Annotated in this window: 15 protein-coding genes; 6 read left to right on the forward strand and 9 right to left on the reverse strand. The window is 46.9% G+C overall.

The features are described 5' to 3' along the window. Nucleotides 1-23: 23 nt before the first annotated feature. Nucleotides 24-668 carry a DUF5063 domain-containing protein gene (locus DQN70_RS03820; RefSeq protein WP_231968854.1) on the reverse strand — a complete coding sequence of 215 codons (645 nt, stop codon included), beginning with the start codon at nt 666-668 and terminating at the stop codon, nt 24-26. Nucleotides 669-1602: 934 nt separating this feature from the next. On the opposite strand from DQN70_RS03820, the gene DQN70_RS03825 reads away from it, so the two are divergent. From DQN70_RS03825 to DQN70_RS03845, 5 genes are all read left to right on the forward strand, one after another. Then, on the forward strand, nt 1603-4482 hold the full coding sequence (locus DQN70_RS03825; protein WP_023939898.1) for a hybrid sensor histidine kinase/response regulator transcription factor: 2880 nt from the start codon (nt 1603-1605) through the stop codon (nt 4480-4482). 25 nt (nt 4483-4507) lie between these two features. Then, nucleotides 4508-5539 carry a porin gene (locus DQN70_RS03830; protein WP_023939896.1) on the forward strand — a complete coding sequence of 344 codons (1032 nt, stop codon included), beginning with the start codon at nt 4508-4510 and terminating at the stop codon, nt 5537-5539. Between the two features lie 319 nt (nt 5540-5858). Beyond that, nucleotides 5859-7337 carry a DUF3868 domain-containing protein gene (locus tag DQN70_RS03835; RefSeq protein WP_023939894.1) on the forward strand — a complete coding sequence of 493 codons (1479 nt, stop codon included), beginning with the start codon at nt 5859-5861 and terminating at the stop codon, nt 7335-7337. A gap of 182 nt (nt 7338-7519) precedes the next feature. Further along, the gene (gene alaS, locus DQN70_RS03840) at nt 7520-10147 is read left to right on the forward strand and encodes an alanine--tRNA ligase (protein WP_023936559.1); all 2628 of its coding nucleotides are present in this window, start codon (nt 7520-7522) and stop codon (nt 10145-10147) included. Between the two features lies 1 nt (nt 10148). After that, nucleotides 10149-11237, forward strand: a complete 1089-nt coding sequence (locus tag DQN70_RS03845) for a 3-dehydroquinate synthase (RefSeq protein ID WP_023939892.1) — start codon at nt 10149-10151, stop codon at nt 11235-11237. Between the two features lie 104 nt (nt 11238-11341). On the opposite strand, the gene DQN70_RS03850 is transcribed toward DQN70_RS03845, so the two are convergent. The 8 genes from DQN70_RS03850 to DQN70_RS03885 all read right to left on the reverse strand — a co-directional run bounded on the left by DQN70_RS03850 (nt 11342) and on the right by DQN70_RS03885 (nt 20078). Next, nucleotides 11342-11671, reverse strand: coding sequence for a hypothetical protein (locus tag DQN70_RS03850; protein WP_023939890.1), 330 nt, complete (start codon nt 11669-11671; stop codon nt 11342-11344). Between the two features lie 4 nt (nt 11672-11675). Next, nucleotides 11676-12593, reverse strand: a complete 918-nt coding sequence (locus DQN70_RS03855; protein ID WP_023939889.1) for a DUF4296 domain-containing protein — start codon at nt 12591-12593, stop codon at nt 11676-11678. A gap of 8 nt (nt 12594-12601) precedes the next feature. Further along, complete coding sequence (locus DQN70_RS03860) at nt 12602-13255, reverse strand: lipoprotein signal peptidase (RefSeq protein ID WP_036887245.1); 654 nt, start codon at nt 13253-13255, stop codon at nt 12602-12604. Continuing rightward, nucleotides 13252-13632 carry a TraR/DksA family transcriptional regulator gene (locus DQN70_RS03865; RefSeq protein ID WP_023939885.1) on the reverse strand — a complete coding sequence of 127 codons (381 nt, stop codon included), beginning with the start codon at nt 13630-13632 and terminating at the stop codon, nt 13252-13254. The genes DQN70_RS03860 and DQN70_RS03865 overlap by 4 nt, the downstream gene beginning before the upstream one ends. A 9-nt stretch (nt 13633-13641) precedes the next feature. Further along, nucleotides 13642-17067: an isoleucine--tRNA ligase gene (gene ileS / locus DQN70_RS03870; protein WP_023936572.1), complete on the reverse strand. Its 3426-nt coding sequence runs from the start codon at nt 17065-17067 to the stop codon at nt 13642-13644. 201 nt (nt 17068-17268) lie between these two features. Continuing rightward, nucleotides 17269-18633, reverse strand: coding sequence for an ABC transporter permease (locus DQN70_RS03875; RefSeq protein WP_023939882.1), 1365 nt, complete (start codon nt 18631-18633; stop codon nt 17269-17271). Next, the gene (locus tag DQN70_RS03880) at nt 18620-19546 is read right to left on the reverse strand and encodes an ABC transporter ATP-binding protein (protein ID WP_023939880.1); all 927 of its coding nucleotides are present in this window, start codon (nt 19544-19546) and stop codon (nt 18620-18622) included. Before DQN70_RS03880 ends, DQN70_RS03875 begins: the two co-directional genes overlap by 14 nt. 28 nt (nt 19547-19574) lie before the next feature. Further along, nucleotides 19575-20078, reverse strand: a complete 504-nt coding sequence (locus DQN70_RS03885; protein ID WP_023936580.1) for a type I restriction enzyme HsdR N-terminal domain-containing protein — start codon at nt 20076-20078, stop codon at nt 19575-19577. An 80-nt stretch (nt 20079-20158) separates the two neighbouring features. On the opposite strand from DQN70_RS03885, the gene DQN70_RS03890 reads away from it, so the two are divergent. Next, entirely contained in the window at nt 20159-20935 is a 777-nt protein-coding gene (locus DQN70_RS03890; protein WP_023936584.1) for an AMP nucleosidase, read from the forward strand. Nucleotides 20936-20952 lie beyond the last annotated feature (17 nt).

Genomic DNA, 20952 nt, shown 5'->3' on the forward strand with positions numbered 1-20952 from the left:
GGGATGTGCAGAGGTAGTTCTTCTTATTGTTCTGGCTCTTCCCGATAGGGCTCTTCGTCTGTTGTGTCATCTCCCAAGAGAGAGCAGTGCAAACGGTGCAAACGGTGCAGAGGTCCCAATGTGGCCAGGAGACGCTCACCCCAATAGTCTATGAAATAGAATTTGGCTCGTCCGATAGCTACAATAGAGGTGTATTCTTCGGCCTCTCTGATATTACCCAAGAGATCAACTACTTGCTGGTACACATCGGCCAAACACTCACCTAAACTTGCACCAATGGGTGTGTCACTATACTGCATATCTTGGTGAAGGGTTGTCAGGAAGCTATTATCTTCCCCCAACAATTGTTCTACACTGTTGCGCACATCGTCATACATCGTCTCTCCCACGAAGACCGGAGCATAGTCAGTCTCTTGATCGTAGTCATAGGCCGGGAGCAGTTGAGTATGCAGATAGAGCAAAGGCAGTATTTTCACTGCACGGTCTACGAAATCTCGCTTGTTGCCGTGCAAACAATTCTCTAAAAGCGACGCAAACTCCACACCTACTCGCGCAAAGTCAATGACTTCTTTACCAAAAATAGATTGATCTGAAGTATCCATGCCCCAAAGATAGTGATTTCGAGCCCTCTCTATTAGGTAGGAAAGCTCTATTTGGCCTTTTTGCATACAGAAGCTGTTGATTCTATGTAATAGCCTATGTGATGGTCTTCCAATTGTGTTGTAAGAGCTCGGTAATAGCTTCAAAATAAGTTCTCCCCTGTTTTTCGGCAGGTGCATATTCTCTCCTTTAGTGAGAGCCGAACTAATACGACATAGGACTATGATGCTTTGTTTTTTTACACTCCATGATCCCTCTTTTTGCTTGCTTCCCTCCTGCCAAGTCAGGCCTAATTTATGAGTTAAAATAACTCTTCTTTTCTCCAATGCTTTTTCTCCTTTTTCTGTAAAAAAGAGAAATCCTCTTTCCTTTCTTTATATCTCCTCTTTTCTCTTGGTATCAGTATTTAATATGCTGTTTTATAAATATTTATGTCATATGTCAAAGGTGTATTAGGATTATTTGATCCTACATTTTGCGTAATTTGTACTAAAAGATGCGCATATACTTCAAGTTAATTGACACAAGAGATAATACATTTGCTCTCAGAGAATGAACCCAATTTTCAGATAGAGAGCTGAGCGAAGTTTTCGAGAAGGTCTGAAGGGTACGAAGCAGTTCTTTATTTTGTAGAGGAAAAGTGCTTTTGTTTAATTCTTAACAGATGGGAGAATATCGAATTAAGAAAGAAACTGTAATATGGACAAGGAGAGAGGCGGCGAGGTCTGACTAAAGTGTTTTTAAAAAAAGCCAAATTACCAAAATTGGAGGAAACGAGGGAAGACTATGAATGAAGAAAAGGAGAGGTACTGAAGACTTCGCAAAAAGCAGCCGGGAGAAACGTGCAACGAAGAGAAAGCGAGTGGCGCAGGACAACCAGTCTTGTGCCACTTTTTTGTTACATTTGCGTTGTTTTTGTCTTCTGAGATTCGTTTCGAAAGAAAGAAAAGATAAAATCCTCTGAATACAGCATACTGTTTCTAAAATCTAAGAGATTTGCAAGTGACAGGAAGATTCTCGAACTGTACTATAAAAAAGGCAATAGCTTTGGGGTTGTTGCTGTTGCTTGCTCTTTTAGGCTGTAAAAAAGAGGAGCAAAGAACACTTACAGCCGAATACCGCTCCAAAAAGAGGCAAACAGAGCAGGAACTCAATGCCTCAAAACTTACAGCGGATTCGTTGCTTGTCCTGCTTGCAGAAAGTAAGGCAGAGGGAGACTTGCTCAAGCAGATGATCCTCTATCGGACATTAGGCAAGGCCATGAGAAATGCTTCTCGCTATACTGAGGCTCTTAATTATCATCAAACAGGTTTGGATGTAGCCATAGAATTGGGTGACTCGGCCGAAATGGCGCGTATACTCAATGATCTGGGGACTGACTTCCGACGCATCGGAGCCTTGGGAGAGGCCTCGGAGTATCACTATAAGGCATTAGAACTTGCCGATATGCACGTGGCAGAGGGCGATCCGGATTGGACGAAGAATCAGGTTGCGGCATTCAACGGAATTGGCAATGTCAATTTGGAGCTAAAGTACTACGATGAGGCCGAAGCCTACTTTGTCAAGGCTTTAGAAGGAGAACAAAGGTTAGGCAGTCATCTGGGAATTGCCATTAACTACGCCAACCTGGGAACAATCAGCCAGAGACGCAAGCATTACGACATGGCTCGCTCCTACTTTTTGCTCTCTCTGGAGCAAAATCGCTTAGCCAATAGCCCTCTGGGAATGGGCTTGTGTTATATCTTTTTGGGATCTATTTTGGAAGAGCAGGAGCAAAATGCCTTAGCTGAACATTATTACCAACAAGCTTACCAGCAAATGTTCGACATCGGGGATAAATGGCATTGGTTGGGAGCTTGTATTCCATTGGCTCGTGTCAGCCTAAAGCAGAAGAATTACTCCGGGTATCAGAAGTACATAGAATCAGCGGAGAAAGAGGCGAAAAACATCAATTCACTGTCTCATCTGGTAGACATCTACAAGCTCCGACAAGATTATGCCAAAGAGACGAAGGACTATCAACAGGCTCTCGACTATTTTGTACAAAGCTCACGCATAAGCGATACAATCAACGCAACCCGAAACATCAACCGTATGTTGGATGTGCGTGTCAATTACGAACGCAATAAGAGTGAGCAAAAAATAGAGGAACTCGAGGAACTTAATATGCAGCAGCAAAAGGAGAATGAGGCTTATATGTATTCTTCCTGGGCTGCCATTGCCGTATTGGCGGTGTTTCTTCTGCTTGTTGGCTATGCCTATCGCGAGGGGGTGAAAAACAATAAGCTCCTCAAGAAGATCGATACGATGCGTTCCGATTTCTTTGCCGGAATAACCCACGAGTTCCGTACCCCTATTACGGTGATGCTGGGTTTGAATGATCAAATGAGTCGATCGAGAGATTTGTCTCCTGAAGATGCGGATAAGTTTCGAGCCTCTATCCGCAGGCAGGGACAGCAGTTGTTGAGCCTGATTAACCAACTGTTGGATATATCCAAACTTCAAAAGGGTGTCACAGTGCCGGATTGGAGACATGGAGATATTGTCATGTTTGTCAACCTATTGATGGAGCCATTTGGCGTAATTGCTTCCGGCAAGGAGATAAGCTTCCGCTTTGAGCATGATGTCCCAAGTTGGGAAATCGATTTTGTACCGTCCTATGTACAGAAGATACTTTCCAATCTGGTTTCCAATGCGATCAAATACAGCCGATCGGGCGACAGTGTCCGTCTGTCTCTATCACATGGGCGAGGTAATAAACTTGTAATCCGAGTGGTCGATACCGGTGTTGGCATTATTTCGGAAGATTTGGATCGGATATTCGAGCCTTTCTACCGAAGTGCGTCTGCCGAATCCGGAGGAGGGAGTGGTATCGGCCTGTCCTTTACTCGGACTTTGGTCGAAAATCTTCGAGGGACAATAGAAGTCCAGAGTCAGTTGGGAAAAGGGAGCACTTTCACGGTAACACTTCCCATCACAAACACCAGTCCTCGCCCTATCAAGCCATGGATTGCCAATCCTTCCGATATGCCTAAGCTCGATGGAGAGGAGTTCTGTACAGATGAGACCGAAGTAGAGGATTCCCCTATGCAGGACGATAGACCAACTATTTTGCTGGTGGAGGACAACAAGGATGTCGGTTTTGTGGTGAAGCTGCTCGTCGAAGATGCATACAATGTAGTACTTGCCGGGAATGGAAAAGAGGGATTGGTTAAGGCACAGGAGTTAGTTCCTGATTTGATAATTACCGATATTCTCATGCCTCAGATGAAAGGTACCGATATGTGCCGAGCGATCAAGGAAAGCAAGTTGCTAAACCATATACCGGTGATTATGATTTCGGCTCTTACATCCGAAGTAGAGCGACTCGAGGGGCTCAAAAGCGGAGCAGATGCCTATTTGGTCAAGCCTTTTTCTACTGATGAATTGAGGCTCCGGATAGATAATATATTGGCAGACCGTAAGCTTCTGAAGAAGCATTATATGAATCTCCTGCAAGAAGACAAAGGTGAAGGAGAGATGCCTCTTCCGGATTGCAATATGATTGGGCAAGCTTTCCTGAAAGAAGTCTCGGATATTGTATATGAAGAGATGACTAACCCTCTTTTCAGTTCTCCGATGTTGGCCGATCGTATGCATGTGAGTCTCTCTCAGCTCAACCGTAAGCTGACAGCTGTATGTGGGATGTCTTCGAGCATCTATGTTTTGCATATCAAGATACGGCATGCCTGCAAGCTCTTGAGAGATACGGACAAGACAATCCTCGAAATCAGCGAATTGACCGGTTTTAGTGAGCAATCCTACTTCTCTCGCGCTTTCAAAAAGCAAATGAATTGTACTCCTTCTCAGTACCGGCAAACCAATCCTCCCACTTCGTCTTAATTAGCTACCAGTTGCATTTTCGTCTATGAGATCTGTTCTTAGTTCTTTCTTCTACTGCTTTATCCTTTTCGTTTTTTCTGTCTTGTCATCTGTTTTTGTCGGTTATGCCCAGCAGGAGAAGACCTTTTTGCCAGAGATAAGAGGGACGGTGCGGGGAAAGTTTGAATATCAGCCTGATATAAATAAAGGGCGATTTGGTGTTCGGAATGCTCGTTTTGGAATTTCCGGGTATGTCACCGAGCATCTGCAATACAAGAGTGAAGTAGATCTGTCTGATGAGGGGCGGATACGGATGCTCGATGCTTATGTGCGACTAAATCCGATACAAAACGGACGTTTCACCATCGGGCAAATGAGAGTGCCTTTTACGATTGATGCTCACCGCTCGCCACACGAACAGTATTTCGCCAACCGATCTTTCATAGCTAAGCAGGTCGGCAATGTCCGAGATGTGGGGGCTGCGGCGTACTACAAGATCCAGACTCGATTGCCCATCATCCTGGAAGCCGGTATTTTTAACGGATCGGGCTTGTATGAGAACAAGAACTTCTGGACAGACAATTTCAATTTTTCCACCAAGCTACAGCTACTCTCTCCCTCCGGATTTAATCTGACACTCAGTATGCAAAAGAGTAAGACTGGCGATGTCTTTACTTACATGTACAACGGAGGAATGTATTACCACGCCGGACCTTGGCACTTGGAAGCGGAGTATATGCTCAAGAAGTATGAGAAGGGTGCTTTCCCCGATGTGAGTGCGGTTGATGCTTTTATTTGTTATGACTTACCTGTCCGTAGGCTTTTCAAGAAGATCTCTTTCCTTTGCCGATATGATTATATGGGAGATCATAGCAATGGCATCTATGGACCAGATCGGAAGTTGCAACTCTCCGATGCAGAGCGACATCGGGCAACTGCTGGGCTCACATTCAGTCTGGCCAAACCTTTTGTGTCGGATATACGGATCAATTATGAGAAGTATTTCTATAGCAAAGAAGCCCCGATCAAGATTTCTGAGCAGGATAAGATTGTTGTAGAGCTGATGACACGCTTTTAATCAAGATCAAGACAATAGCCCCCCCCTTTTTTAAGTTGGGAAAGAAACCTCTCACGAAAGGAAGGCTTGGGAGCTTTTTTAGATTAAGCTGAGGAACGAGCATAGGCTTTCTTCCAGAAGATTCATATCCTTCTTTCTTTTCGTCTCACATTTCTTTGATTTTCTCGCAGAGACCTGCTTGACATCTGATTTTGCTGTACATTTGGGTGTAATCCTGATAAGGCTTGGAAATACCTACTGCCAAGTTGTTTCGAGTGATATTATTTAGACAGACATAGGGCGTGCAGACCTATATGTTTGCGATTAAAAAAAGAAGAACATGATGAAACGATTGACCATCTATTTGTTGCTCCTATTGAGCGTTATTTGTGCCCGACAGTCGGCTGCCCAAAATCCATACGAAGGGCAAGTCCTTTATGAGAATTATCACGTAAATCGTCTGTTGCAGAATGGAGAAATCTCAAAGATCGAAATGAGATACACGGTCGATCTGAGCAAAGTAAAGCTCAAATCTACCCAGCAAATCCGTATCACTCCTATTTTGCGTTCGTCCGACAAACGAGACTCTCTGCTTCTTGACTCCTATTGGGTGGTGGGAGCTAACCGTTACAGAGCCATCCGCAGGGCTGTGGAGCTTGGCAGTGATACAACTTACTGTATGGATCGAGTGCTGAAAAGGAAAAACAAGGAACCTCAAACGATAGAGATAAAGGGAATAATAGACTATCGACCATGGATGCATTCGGCTAATTTCTCTGTTGTGGAAGAAGTGACTGGCTGTGCTGGTTGTAATGACGGAACTTACATATCTCAATTGGTCTCGAAACTTTTCCCCGATCCTTATCAACCTCGTCTCGTGGCCGAATATGTTAAGCCAAAAGTAGAAGCGGTCAAGCATCGGGCTGAGAGCCTTGAGGCTTTCTTCAATTACAAACAAGGCAAGCATGATTTGCTTGTAGACTACAAGGGTAATGCCGGAGAAATAGCTCGAGTGGATAAGTTCGTCAAGAGCATTTTGGGAGATTCTAATTTGCAGGTTTCCGACTTCAAGATAGACGGCTATGCCTCACCGGAAGGACGTTTCGAAAGCAATATCACACTCTCCAAAAATAGAGCCTATACGTTCGCTTCTTTCCTCAAAAACACCTACGGAATTTCGGACAGCAAAATGAAAATAGACTGGCATGGAGAGGATTGGGATGGACTGAAGAATTTGGTTGAGACTTCCTCTCTCGAATACAAAGAGGAGATCCTCAATATCATAGATACCAAAGAGACTGATTTGCAGCGAGAAGCGGCTATCAACAAACTTGACAAGGGGAAGACTTTGAACCATCTGCTTGAGGACTATTACCCCAGATTGCGCCGAAACGTAGCCAGTGTCTCCTACGTGGTAAAGGCTTTCGATCTGCAAGAGGCTAAGGAAGTGTACCATCGCAAGCCGAGTCAGTTGAGTTTGGATGAATTGTTTCAGGTAGCTAATTCTTTTGAGAAAGGGAGTGAGGATTTTGCGCAAGTATTCAGAGTTGCGCACAATCTGTTTCCTGCCGATCCCATTGCTAATCTCAACTGTGGAGCAGCAGAGATCGAAGCAGGAAGGCCAGCCGAAGCACTCAACTATCTGATGAAAGCACAAGACTTGCCCGAAGCTCTCAACAATATCGGTTGTGCTTTGGCGATGCAGAGAAAGTATGATCAGGCGGAGGTCTACTTCGATCGTGCTATCGCTGCCGGCAACAGACAAGCGGTTCTCAACAAAGAGGAAAATAGAAAAGCTGCTGAAACGGCTGTTCGCTGAACAATCCAACAAAGGATCTTACTGGTCCTGATACAGCAAGGCAATCCCCGACCGTATTTATTTCGGCCGGGGATTGTTGTATCCAGACCTATACCTTGGTCACAATAGCCTCATTGGAGTAATACTCGTCACTCTCACATATATAGCGTATTTTTGTGACCACAAACGTTATATAGCTAAGTATGAAGACTGCGAAAGAAATTCGTCAATCATTTTTAGATTTTTTCGCCTCTAAGGGGCACAAGATAGTACCCTCGGCACCCATGGTTATTAAGGGGGACCCGACATTGATGTTTACCAATGCTGGGATGAACCAGTTCAAGGACATTATCCTTGGTAACAGCGAACCGAAATACAAACGAGTGGCCGATTCGCAGAAATGTCTGCGAGTCAGTGGCAAACACAATGATTTGGAAGAAGTCGGTCGCGATACCTATCATCACACTATGTTCGAGATGCTCGGCAACTGGAGCTTTGGTGACTATTTCAAGGCTGAGGCCATCGATTGGGCTTGGGAGTTTCTGGTAGGAACATTGCAAATCGATCCCAATAGGCTCTACGCAACCGTTTTCGAGGGGTGTGCCGAAGAACAGTTAGAGCGTGACGACGAAGCTGCGAGCTACTGGGCTAAACATTTGCCAAAGAATAGGATCATCAACGGAAATCGCAAAGACAATTTCTGGGAAATGGGCGATACCGGGCCTTGTGGGCCTTGTTCGGAGATACATATAGACATACGTAGCGATGCCGAACGTTCTCAAGTTGATGGGCGAGAGTTGGTAAATAAGGATCATCCCCAAGTGATAGAGATATGGAACCTTGTTTTCATGCAATACAACCGCCATTCTGATGGTCATCTCTCTCCTCTTCCTCACAAAGTGATCGATACGGGGATGGGTTTTGAACGACTCTGTATGGCGATGCAGGGTAAGAGCTCGAACTATGATACCGATATTTTCCAGCCACTGATACAAGCAATTGGCAATCTATCTGGCAAAAGCTATGGAGATAATCCGCAGGTTGATATAGCCATGCGTGTAATTGCCGATCATATACGTACTATCGCTTTCGCTATTACGGATGGACAATTGCCTTCCAATGCCAAGGCTGGTTATGTGATACGCCGCATCTTGCGTCGAGCTGTCCGTTACGGTTATACCTTCCTTGATAGACGCTCGGCTTTCATGTACACCCTTCTGCCCACTCTCATCGATGTGATGGGAGAGGCTTACCCCGAACTGCAAGCCCAGCAGCAATTGATAGAGAAAGTGATTAAAGAGGAAGAAGAGAGTTTCTTGCGTACTCTCGAGACCGGTATCAAGATGCTTGATAGACAGATAGCCGAGGCCAAAGCAGCCGGTTCTACCGAGCTGAATGGTCTACATGCTTTCACCCTCTATGATACCTACGGCTTCCCATTGGATCTTACCGAGCTGATCTTGCGTGAAAATAATATGAGCGCAGATATCAAAGGCTTTGAAGCGGAGATGCAAAAGCAGAAAGACCGTGCTCGCAACGCAGCTGCAACAGAAACAGAAGACTGGGTGGAGATCGCAGCAGGGGAGACGACTTTTGTCGGCTATGATCACACCGAAGTGGAGTGTCGCATCCTTCGCTACCGTCTGATCAAGCAGAAAAACAAACAATACTACCAGGTCGTACTCTCGGCTTCTCCTTTCTACGCAGAGATGGGTGGACAAGTAGGAGACAGTGGTTGGCTTATCGATGAGGGCGAAAAAGAATACCCCATATTCGATACGAAGCGGGAAAATAACCTGCCGGTGCACCTGATGGAGAAGTTACCCGGAGATCCCTCTACCGATTTTGTAGCTCGTATCAATGTGGAACGTCGCTTGGCTGCCGAATGCAACCACACGGCCACCCACTTGCTGCACGAAGCCTTGCGAGAAATTCTCGGCACACACGTTGAGCAAAAAGGTTCTTTTGTAAGTCCTGAAGTTCTGCGCTTCGACTTTTCTCACTTCTCTAAATTGAGTGAAGAAGAAATCAGGAAGGTAGAACAGCTGGTCACTCTCCGCATCAGACGAGATTATCCACGCGAAGAGAAACGAAATATCCCGATCAAAGAAGCGATGGATATGGGAGCTATGGCTCTCTTTGGAGAAAAGTATGGCGAGGAAGTGCGTGTGCTTAAGTATGGCTCTTCCATAGAGCTTTGTGGAGGTACTCATGTGCCATCCACCGGGGTGATCGGTACTTTCCGTATCGTGAGTGAAAGCTCTATTGCAGCAGGTATTCGACGTATCGAAGCTGTTACCGCTGCCAACGCTGAGCAGTATTTATACGAACAGGCCGATTTACTTACCCAACTGAAAGATTTGTTGGGCAATAACCCTCAGCCCTTGAAAGCTCTAAGCAAACTTATTGATGAGACAAATAGCCTGAAAAAGCAACGTGCCGAAATGCTCAAGCAGCAAGCTGCAAATATACGTGATCGGCTTTTGCAGTCCACACAAAGCGTTAATGGGCTGCGTCTCTTCCGTCTGGAAGAAGAACTCCCTGCTGACGTTGTGCGTGATATTGCCTTGAGAATAGACAGTGCCATGAAGGAGCCTTACTTCTTTGTTGCCGGCACTGTATTCGAGGACAAACCGACCCTGACTGTTGCTCTGTCTCGCTCCTTGGTCGAGCAAGGCCATGATGCCGGCAAGATCGTTCGTGAGGCTGCCAAGGCTATACGCGGTGGTGGTGGTGGTCAGCCCCACTTTGCTACAGCGGGGGGAAAAGATGCAGCCGGACTGAAAGACGCTGTCCGTTCGATCCTCAAATTGGCCAATTTGGAAGCTTAAATTGCTCTTAGAACACAAATATCTGAGCAGTCGTATCATAGCCGGTCGAGCTTGTCTCGGCCGGCCTATTGCGGATCTGTTGGAGCAAATGCAGCCTGATAAGCTTTTTGCTCTGATAGATGAAGCCGTAATGAGTGCGCATGAGGATTTGTTGCGCCCTTTGTTGGCAAAAATCCCAACCATCAGGCAAAAGATCTGGGTGATAGACGAAAGTCGCAAGAATTTGCAGAGCTGTTTGGAGATTTGGCAATGGTTAGAGGGAGAGAGAGCCTCCCGGCATTCGCTGCTCATCAATATAGGAGGAGGAGTGCTGACCGACCTGGGAGGCTTTGCCGCCTCCGTTTTCAAGAGAGGAATGCGCACGATCAATGTCCCCACCTCTCTAATGGGGATGGTGGATGCGGCAATAGGTGGAAAGACCGGTATCGACTGGTTGGGACTGAAGAATATAATCGGAAGTTTTCATCAAGCAGAAGTTGTGGCTGTCGATCCCGGTTTTCTCTCTTCTTTGCCGCCTCGGGAGGTTCTATCCGGATATGTTGAGCTTGTCAAGCACAGCCTGTTACAAACGAAAGCGGAGTGGGATAATTGCCGAGGCCGTGATCCCTTGTTATTAAACGACTCCCTATACGATCTTATTGAACAATCGGCTCGTTTCAAAGCCAATTTAATAGCGCAGGACCCACAGGAAGGAGGCCTACGCAAAGTATTGAACTTAGGACACACTATCGGACATGCAGTAGAGAGTCTGGCGTTGGAATCCGATTCTCTTCCTTCTCTTACCCATGGGGAAGCGGTACTGATAGGTTTGATTGCCGAGACATATATCAGTCATCGTCGCTATGGTTTTCCCTCTGATGAGTTGCAGTCCCTTGTTTATTTTGCTCGGGAATATTACTCGCCTTTCCCTCTCAGATGCAATATGTACAAGCGAATTGTAGACTTTGCAATGAATGATAAAAAGAATAGAGGCAACGGAATCTCCTTTGTCGCCCTCCGAGCTATCGGAGAGTATGTCATTGATGCTCCGCTTAGCGAATCGGATATACGAGAAGGATTGGACTTCTATCGCGAATCTTCCGGCTTCTAAGTCCTTTTGTCATTTCTTTTCGATAGAGCCCTTTTTTAGCACATAAAAAAAGAAACTTTCTCGTGATGAGGCTTCATCCGGAGCGATGTAGTAAGAGGAGAAACTTACTCCAAGCGGAGTAGATGCAGAGAGAATGGCCCAGAAAGAGTGCTTATGAGCTGTCGCATTTCTTTCAGTTCGATGCAACGGGTAAGTGCTGAAATACCGATACTTGCGTCCGGATCGGCTTGTACAGAAAAGGAGGTGAGAAACGTTCCCTCTTTGCTCTTTTCCTCATTCAGAGGACGAAGCTCGAGTACTCCCGGATAAAAAGCTACACTATGTGTCTCCCGTTCGAACAAATCCAGACTCACATTGCCATTAGGAGAGAGTCCCACCAACGGCCATCGCAGACAATATCCTTTGCAAAGTAAATAGTGAGCAGCGTAACGCATTCCTCTATTGAAGTGATGGGTCCGGAGCAGAGGTCGAGGCAGCAGAATCGAGTCGGGCATGCTGACAGCGAATCAGACTCACACTGTCTATCAGTACGGGTATCGGATGTGTGTACAAGGAATCCGCAGCCGCTTGAGCTAAGAGGTAGGCTCGGACATTAGGAGACGAACTGAGTTGCTTGGGCACAGCTAACCTAAGTCTATGCATACCAGCCCGATAAATGGGTTTTGTCTTATATGCCTTTACCGTGTCCGAATCGATGATCGCGAGACCTATCTGTAAATCAGAATTGAGCTTAGTCGGGATCTCACCCAACAGACGAATATTAAACTCAAAGAAATGAGAGTCATTGCTTCCATAAATGTATTTCCGCTCATACTTCTGATAGTAGAGCTGTTGACCCAAAAATATTGTAGTGGAAGTATCGGGATAGGATAGTAGATTGACCGAATCTTTCACTTCCTCTCTTCGTGCAAGGATATTCAAGCGCATGGCATCATAATGCCTGCTCAAGGAGTCTGCAAGGGCTAAGCGATCCGACAAGGAATCCTGTATAGCCTGCCAAAGCTCCTGCAAAGCCTTCGGCTGATGCAACGAATACCAAAGCATGGAACTATCGTAGTCAATGCGATCCACGCCATGTTTGCGAAAGATGTGAGCATAGGCTCGTGCCAAAATAGAATCCGGAGCATAGCTGCCATATTGTGTCTCCAAAAAACCTTCTGTTTGATACAGATCAATCGTTACTTTCAGCAGTTTTCTCTTGTCTATGCGATCCCAGGAGCTTCTTGTACGGAACAGGCTCTGACCGATCAGGATGAGTAGCAATATGCCCAACAGTACCGCCAAAAAGATTTTGTGTCTGCGGATAAAATTGCCCAGCTTGGAGGCAATCAGTTTGAGAGCAGCCCCGAAAGTCATACTTTATTCTATTGTCTGCGAGTGAGCCAATGAGGCTTCTTCACCATGCCCATTGCTTTGAACAGAGTGCGTGGGTAGCAAACAATGAGGAAGAATCCGCCTACGCAAATACAAGCATCTGCAAAGTTGAATATGGCACTGAAGAAAGTAAACTCTTCACCACCCACTATCGGGAACCATTCAGGGTAAGTGGTTGTGAAAAGAGGGAAATAAAACATGTCCACCACCTTGCCATAGAACCACGATGTATACCCACCTTCGGGAGGGAATAGCGAAGCCACCTGTCCATGGCTATCACCGAAGATAACCCCATAGAATATAGAATCTAAGATATTACCCAGCCCACCTGCTAGCACTGCGGCCAATGAGGCCATAAAGCCCATGGACCAGCGTTGAGCTTTGGATATCTGTACAACAGCATAAGCGGCAATGCTTATAGCTATGATCCTCAGAAGTGTGAGCAGCAGCTTGCTACCTATGGTGATCCCATAGGCCATGCCCGGGTTTTCAATAAAGTAGATGCGAAACCAGTCAGTAATATAAATTTCCTCCTGTAGCATCATATGAGTCTTCACTGCGACCTTGATCACCTGATCAATAAGCAACAGCAACAAGACAAGCAACGCCGTATACCGGCCTTGCCAATGCCTTTTATTTCTCATTTCTTTTCGTTGAGCTTAGCTTCGATACTCAAAGTAGCATGAGGCACAGCTCTGAGCCTTTCCTTGGGAATTAGTTTGCCGGTCTCTCGGCAAATGCCATAAGTGCCATTTTCTATGCGCACCAACGCCGCTTGCAAGTTCTGGATAAACTTCATCAGGCGTTGAGCCAAACGGCCAGCCTCTTCTTTGGATAGGGTGGTGGCTCCTTCTTCCAGTACTTTGAAAGTGGGGGAAGTGTCCGCCACATCATTGCCATCCGCATTGCTCACCCCGGAGCGCAATTGATCAAAGTCCTTTGTTGCCTGAGCAATCTTCTCCAGAATAAGCTCCTTAAACTCGGCCAGTTCCTCTTCTGTGTATTTAGTCTTTTCTGCCATATTGTGAGATTAACATTTTTCGATTTGTACATGTAACCCAAAGTCATCGAAATCCAGTTCTACTCCATCGCTAACCACATCGGTTATTTCTATGCGGTTGGCTTGCACTTCTCGTGCTATATAGTCGTGGTAGAGATCGATTACCTCATCCATTACATCCGAAGAGAGAACCAGCAAATCGATTCGGTCGCTCAAATCGTATCCACTCTGTTTGCGTAGATTTTGGATGCGATTGACAAACTCTCTGGCCAAGCCTTCGGTGCGAAGTTCGTCCGTTACGGTAATATCCAAAGCTACCGTGATAGCCCCTTCATTAGTCACCAGCCAGCCGGGAATATCTTCAGAAATAATTTCTACATCAGCAGTCGTGATGACAGCCGAGGGTTCGTTTGCCGAAAAACTCAGCTCAAAGCTCCCATCACGCTCCAGCGTGCGGATGTCCTCCTGACTCATTTGCTGTACGGCAGCAGCCAAGGCCTTCATCACCTTGCCATAGCGAGGACCGAGTTTCTTAAAGTCGGGTTTGATACGCTTGACCAGAACTCCACTGTTGTCATCCACATAGCGAAGCTCCTTGACATTCACCTCGCTCAAAATTAGTTCTTCAACAGACTCTATCGCACGCTTCTCGCGCCCCTCTGCAATCGGGATCATGAGTGTTTGCAATGGTTGACGAACCTTGATATTCACTCTGCGACGCAGAGACAACACCATGGAGGTGATAAGCTGAGCCAAACTCATACTTCTCTCCAGACGCTTGTCGAAGAAACATTCGTTCACTTTCGGGAATTTGCACAGATGCACCGAGTCTTGGCTCTTTGGGAGGTGGTCTGTGAGATCTCGGTAAAGCCTGTCCGCATAGAACGGAGCTATCGGAGCCATGAGCTTAGAAACGGAGATCAGACAGTAGTAGAGCGTTTGATAGGCTGAGAGTTTATCTCTGGTCATATCTCCAGCCCAGAAGCGGCGACGGGAGAGGCGCACATACCAGTTACTTAGCTGTTCAGTCACAAATTCGCCTATGGCTCTGGCTGCCCGGGTTGGTTCATATTGCTCAAGCTGGGTGTCTACTTCCTCGATCAATGTATTCAGAGAAGAAAGGATCCAGCGGTCTATCTCCGGGCGTTCGGAGACTTCCACCAAAGGCTCCGTCCTATCGAACCCATCGAGATTGGCGTACAGTGCAAAGAATTGGTATGTGTTGTAGAGTGTCCCGAAAAATTTGCGGCGCACTTCCTCTATTCCTTCTATGTCGAATTTGATATTATCCCAGGGGGAAGCATTGGTAATCATGTACCAGCGCAGAGGGTCGGAACCGTATTCTTCTATTGTCTCAAAAGGATCTATTGCATTGCCAAGACGTTTGCTCATCTTGTTGCCGTTCTTGTCCAGCACCAAACCATTGGAAACGACTGTGCGGAAGGCCGTCTTGTCACTGATCATCGTGGCAATAGCGTGCAAGGTGAAGAACCATCCCCGAGTTTGGTCTACACCCTCAGCAATAAAGTCGGCCGGCAACAGTTTGCCGTTCTCCACGTCCTCTTTGTGTTCAAATGGGTAATGGAGCTGTGCGTAGGGCATTGCGCCCGAGTCGAACCACACGTCTATGAGATCCGCCTCTCTGTGCATTGGTTGTCCTTTAGGGGATAGCAGTATAATGTCATCCACATATGGGCGGTGCAGGTCTATCTTGTCGTAGTTGGCACGGCTGTAGTCCCCTACTACGAAACCTTGATAGGGATTCTTAGACATCAGTCCAGCTGCGACAGCCTTGTCTATCTCACGCATCAATTCTTCTGCCGATCCTATGCAGAGTTCTTCGCTACCGTCTTCGCTGCGCCAGATAGGTAGGGGAGTGCCCCAAAAACGACTGCGAGAGAGGTTCCAGTCCTGTAAGTTTTCCAGCCACTTCCCGAAGCGTCCCGTACCGGTGGATTCCGGTTTCCAGTTGATTGTTTTGTTAAGCTCTATCATCCGGTCTTTCACAGCAGTTGTGCGGATAAACCAGCTGTCCAACGGATAATAAAGCACAGGCTTGTCGGTGCGCCAGCAGTGTGGATAGTTGTGTGTGTGACGTTCGATGCGGAAAACTTTCCCTTGCATCTTGAGCATTACGCAGATCGACACGTCCAATGTCTCATCCTCTTCGGTCAGGCGACTGTCATAGGCGTTTTTTACATATCGTCCGGCATATACATCGTAGAGGGGTAAGTCTATATATCTCTCTACAAAATCAGGATCTAAATCCCTCACCTTGTAGAAACGGCCACGCAGATCGACCATGGGGCGGCGGTTGCCGTCTTTGTCAAGCAGCATGAGCGGTGGCACTCCGGCAGCTTTGGCTACACGATCGTCATCGGCACCGAAAGTCGGTGCAATATGTACAATACCGGTACCGTCTTCGGTTGTTACGAAATCCCCACTGATAACTCTGAAGGCCCCTTCTCCGGGATTTACCCAAGGGATCAGCTGTTCGTAGTGCATCCCTACTAATTCTTTTCCTTTGCAGCTGCCTACTACACGATAGGGAACTGCCTTGTCTCCCGGCTTGAAAGTAGACATGGCTTCCTCCCCCTCATGCTTGGGGCTAAAGAGCGTCCCAACAAGGGCTTCGGCCATGACAACCGTAATGGGAACAGAAGAGTAGGGGTTGTATGTTTGGATAATCGAGTAGGTAATTTCAGGGCCCACACAGAGAGCCGTGTTGGAGGGAAGCGTCCAAGGCGTTGTTGTCCAAGCCAAAAAGAAGGGCTCTCCATGCTGTGTCATCTCCGGCTTGGGATCCAGTATCTTGAACTGGGCAACGCAAGTGGTGTCTTTCACATCTCTGTAGCAACCCGGCTGGTTCAGCTCATGCGTGCTGAGTCCGGTGCCGGCAGCCGGTGAGTAAGGCTGTATAGTATAGCCTTTGTAGAGCAAACCCTTGTTATATATCTCTTTGAGCAGATACCACAGGGTCTCAATATAGCGATTGTCGTAAGTGATGTAGGGATGCTCCATATCGACCCAATAGCCCATACGGTCGGTTAGGTTCATCCATTCGGAGGTGTATTTCATCACCTCTTTGCGGCATGCTGCATTATAGTCTGCCACACTGATCGTCTTGCCAATGCTCTCCTTGGTAATGCCGAGTTTCTTCTCCACTCCCAGTTCTACGGGTAACCCGTGAGTGTCCCAGCCGGCTTTGCGGTTGACCAGAAAACCCTTCATTGTCTTATAGCGACAGAATATATCCTTGATAGACCGTGCTATCACGTGATGGATACCCGGCATACCATTGGCCGAAGGAGGACCCTCGTAGAAGACAAAACTCGGTGCTTCGGCTCTCTCTTTCAGGCTACGAGCAAAAATGTCATTCTCTTGCCAGCTCTCCAATACCTCTTTGTTGATCTTCGAGAGGTTGAGCTGATTATATTCTCTAAACTTTCGATCCATAAAAATATGATTGTCGAATTTGCTTATTTGTGCGCAAATGTACTTAAAATCTGCCTATCCGACAGCACCTTGTCCGTGTGTCCTCTCTCTCACAAAGGAGCTTGTCGAAAAGCGATTTGTGAGAGGCTTCTCTGCCATCTTTCAATCTTTTTGCCATAAAAAAAAGGAGTGCCGATTTGTTTACGACACTCCTTGTTCTTTTCAATTATAATTGATCCATCGCCACATCTCCTTGAACGAGGGCTTTTTGCCATACATCAGCACACCTACGCGGTAGATCTTCGAGGCCAGCCAAGTGACACCTACGAAGGTGAGGAATAGCAGACCGATACTCAAAATCTCCTGCCACAGCGGGACTTCATAAGGGAGGCGAACCATCATAACAACCGGAGAGGTAAACGGAAAGAGGGAGCTCCAAAAGGCCAATGGACCGTCGGGGTTGTCACGAGAGCCAAAGGCTGCATAGAAAGAGAAAAGCATCAGTATCGACACTGGTATGACAAACTGATTGGTGTCTTCGTCACTGGATACTGCAGAGCCAATGGCTGCAAAAAGAGCTGCGTAGAGCAAATACCCTCCTATGAAGTAGAGTACGAAAAGAGTAAGGATCTCCGTAAAGTTGATCCCGGCAATAATACTCATCACATCTTGTACCTGACTGAAGTTTTCCATCCCCATTTGAGAGGAGATCCCCAACTGTTCGGGATTTTGTACCGCAGTTAGGGTATTGGCACTGTATATCCCGCCCAACAATGCGAATTGAAGAACGAAGAAGAGTATTCCGGTGAGGACAAACCAAAGGAAGATCTGAGAGAGCCCGACTAACCCCACTCCAAGTATTTTCCCCATCATCATGTCAAATGGTTTTACAGAGCTGACCATTACCTCCATAATACGGCTTTTCTTTTCCTCCAGTACTCCCTGAAGGACCATTCCCCCATACATCATGATGAACATATAGCTTATCCCGGTGAGAACCATCCCTATAATGCCGGCCACATCGCCTGAAGTACGCTCGGTATTACCGGCCTCACCCCATTTGTAGGTGGGAATGGAGAGGTCTACTTTGGATTGCTCAATCATTTCTTTTAGCCCCTCTATTTGGTACGAATCCAGGCGTTTGTTCGTGAGGTAGGTTTCCAGTGTTCGCTCTACTTCTCCTGCCAGTTTACTGGGTAGCTGTTTGTAGGAATAAATTTTGAGCTTGTCGCCTGCCAGATAGAGAGAATCCCCCTCAAGCAAGGGACCAGAAATATCCACTATTGCCGTGACGTGCTCTTCGTCGCTTTTAGAGGAAGCCAAATCTCTGTATTCTTCCAAAGTCCTATCGGCAGGTACATAGCGGAAGTCCTCGTTGTCATGAAAAAGAGGCAGGTATTCTCCCGTAGGATCGATGATTGCGATGGTCTTTTGCTCGTCTTTGGCCCATTGGGCAATGAAGATCGGCAAGACTGTAATGGCTGCAAACAGTATAGGCATGAGGAAGGTCATAATCCAGAAGCTTTTCTTCCTCACCCGTATGGCATACTCACGGCCAATGATTACGCTGATCTTATTGTTGCTCATGTGTATTGTTCTTTACTGTTTTGACGAAAATATCATGCATCGAGGGAAGCTCTTCCTCGAAGAGAAGCAAATTGCAGGAGGAGGGGATGCCGGCTATTACCTCCTGATTGTGCACGCCTGTCGGGCGACGGAAGCGGATCGTATGGCGTCCTCCCCTTGTCTTGTATTCCAAAACACTGAGGCTATCGAGGTAGCTCTGTGGCAGGGTGTCGGAAGACTCCAGAACTATCTTGAGAAGCCCCTCGCTGTGCTGTCTCTTGATTTCCTCCACGGAGCCATTGAGCACGATATGCGCACTGTTTACCAGAGCAATATCATCGCAAACCTCCTCCACAGACTGCATATTGTGTGTCGAAAAGATGACCGTGCGTCCTTTATCTCTCAGGTTCAGGATCTCGGCTTTGAGTAAATCGGCATTCACCGGGTCAAAACCGCTGAATGGCTCATCGAATATCAATAACTCCGGCTCATGTATCACGGTGGAGACGAATTGTATCTTTTGTTGCATCCCTTTGGATAGCTCTTCGACTTTTTTGTTCCACCAGGGCATGATGTCGAACTTATCGAACCATTCCCTCAAACGAGCGGTGGCCGTAGCGGTATCTATCCCTTTGAGACGGGCTAAATAGATGGCCTGCTCGCCGACTTTCATTTTGCGATACAAGCCTCGCTCCTCCGGCAAATATCCTATGCGAGAAACATCCTTGGCTGCCAAGGGCTTTCCCTCTATCAGTACCTCTCCTTTGTCCGGAGCTGTAATGCGGTTGATAATACGGATAAGAGATGTCTTGCCGGCTCCATTCGGGCCCAACAGACCGAACACTTTGCCCTGCTCTACAGAGATGCTTACATCATCGAGAGCAACGTGGTTGGCATAGCGTTTGTGCACATGACGTGCTTCTAAAAACGGCATAAATAATCTGTCTTATTATTGAATAAATTTATTCCGAAAGCTTTGTACTGGAGCCTGAGCTGTCATCTCTCCTCTCCCTCTGCAGCTCGGTGTAGGAGGGAATATGATCCAGCGGCTTTACGCTGTTGGTTGCATAGTCTATGGCAAAAGCAACATGGGCAAGGCCGTTGCTCAATACGATATATGGCACGCGACAGCTGTAGTTATACTGCACTGCCTGACGTACCACTGCTTCTCCTATAGATACTCGAGGAGCTTTGTATTCGACAATCAGCAATGGTTTTAGGCTGGAGTCGAATACGACCGTATCACAGCGTTTCTTTACTCGCCCTACTTCTATCTCAAATTCATTGGCCAACAGCCCGGGAGGATAGCCCATGTCGGTTATCAAGTGCTGCACAAAACGCTGCCGAACCTCTTCCTCCGGGGTGAAGCGTACATATTTGCCACGGAGAGGATCGAATACATAGAGCCGCCCTCCGTCCTCCTCTCGAAGACGAAGATCACAAGGGGGTAGGTTCAGAGTATTCATCTATCTTTGCTCTTGCTCTTTTCGTAGAGGTTCCTTTCCGGTAAAAAAGGCCTCCAAACAGCAGAGACAAAGGTAACAATATGCTCACAAAGCAAGCAATAGTAGAGAATTGGCTCCCCCGCTACACAGGGCGCAAACTGTCCGATTTCGATCCTTATATTTTGATCACCAACTTCGCTCATTATTTGGAGCTATTTGCAGCCAAGTTCGGTGTGGAAGTGGAGGGCTTAGGCTTGCCTATGAGCACGGTATCTGCCGAAGGTATCACCCTTATCAACTTTGGCATGGGGAGCCCCAATGCCGCAACGATAATGGATTTGCTATCTGCCGTATCGCCCAAGGCGGTTGTCTTTCTGGGTAAATGCGGCGGACTCAAACAGGCCAACAAAGTGGGAGACTATGTGCTTCCCATTGCCGGCATACGAGGAGAGGGAACAAGCGATGACTACTTGCTGCATGATGTCCCCTCCTTGCCTTCTTTTTCCGTGTTGCGAGCTATTTCTTCGGCTTTGGCGGACAGGAAAGAAGACTATTGGACAGGCACTATCTATACAACGAATCGTCGAGTTTGGGAGCATGACGGACAATTCAGAGACTTTTTGAAAAAGACACACGCCACAGGTATCGATATGGAGACTGCCACGCTCTTTACCGCCGGCTTTGCCAACAAGATTCCTACCGGAGCATTGCTACTGATCTCCGATATGCCTGTGCAGGCCGATGGGATAAAGACAGAGGCTTCGGATAGGGCTGTTACTCGCAGCTATGCTGCCGATCACTTAGATTTGGGTATCGAAGCCATAAGGGTGCTACAGAGTGACAGAGATACAATCAGGCATATCAAATTCAGTTGGTAGAAAAAAGTTTCTGTGCG

This window comes from Porphyromonas crevioricanis (assembly GCF_900476255.1).
In the GTDB taxonomy this organism is placed as follows: Bacteria; Bacteroidota; Bacteroidia; order Bacteroidales; family Porphyromonadaceae; genus Porphyromonas; species Porphyromonas crevioricanis.

What these genes read in the sequence shown, in the direction of transcription:
- DQN70_RS03855 (WP_023939889.1), bottom strand. Translation starts at nt 12,593, where the DNA reads ATGACTTTCGGGGCTGCTCTCAAACTGATTGCCTCCAAGCTGGGCAAT.
- alaS (WP_023936559.1), top strand. Translation starts at nt 7,520, where the DNA reads ATGAAGACTGCGAAAGAAATTCGTCAATCATTTTTAGATTTTTTCGCC.
- DQN70_RS03885 (WP_023936580.1), bottom strand. Translation starts at nt 20,078, where the DNA reads ATGAATACTCTGAACCTACCCCCTTGTGATCTTCGTCTTCGAGAGGAG.
- DQN70_RS03835 (WP_023939894.1), top strand. Translation starts at nt 5,859, where the DNA reads ATGATGAAACGATTGACCATCTATTTGTTGCTCCTATTGAGCGTTATT.
- DQN70_RS03820 (WP_231968854.1), bottom strand. Translation starts at nt 668, where the DNA reads ATGCAAAAAGGCCAAATAGAGCTTTCCTACCTAATAGAGAGGGCTCGA.
- DQN70_RS03865 (WP_023939885.1), bottom strand. Translation starts at nt 13,632, where the DNA reads ATGGCAGAAAAGACTAAATACACAGAAGAGGAACTGGCCGAGTTTAAG.
- DQN70_RS03830 (WP_023939896.1), top strand. Translation starts at nt 4,508, where the DNA reads ATGAGATCTGTTCTTAGTTCTTTCTTCTACTGCTTTATCCTTTTCGTT.
- DQN70_RS03880 (WP_023939880.1), bottom strand. Translation starts at nt 19,546, where the DNA reads ATGCCGTTTTTAGAAGCACGTCATGTGCACAAACGCTATGCCAACCAC.
- DQN70_RS03850 (WP_023939890.1), bottom strand. Translation starts at nt 11,671, where the DNA reads ATGCGTTACGCTGCTCACTATTTACTTTGCAAAGGATATTGTCTGCGA.
- DQN70_RS03860 (WP_036887245.1), bottom strand. Translation starts at nt 13,255, where the DNA reads ATGAGAAATAAAAGGCATTGGCAAGGCCGGTATACGGCGTTGCTTGTC.
- ileS (WP_023936572.1), bottom strand. Translation starts at nt 17,067, where the DNA reads ATGGATCGAAAGTTTAGAGAATATAATCAGCTCAACCTCTCGAAGATC.
- DQN70_RS03890 (WP_023936584.1), top strand. Translation starts at nt 20,159, where the DNA reads ATGCTCACAAAGCAAGCAATAGTAGAGAATTGGCTCCCCCGCTACACA.
- DQN70_RS03875 (WP_023939882.1), bottom strand. Translation starts at nt 18,633, where the DNA reads ATGAGCAACAATAAGATCAGCGTAATCATTGGCCGTGAGTATGCCATA.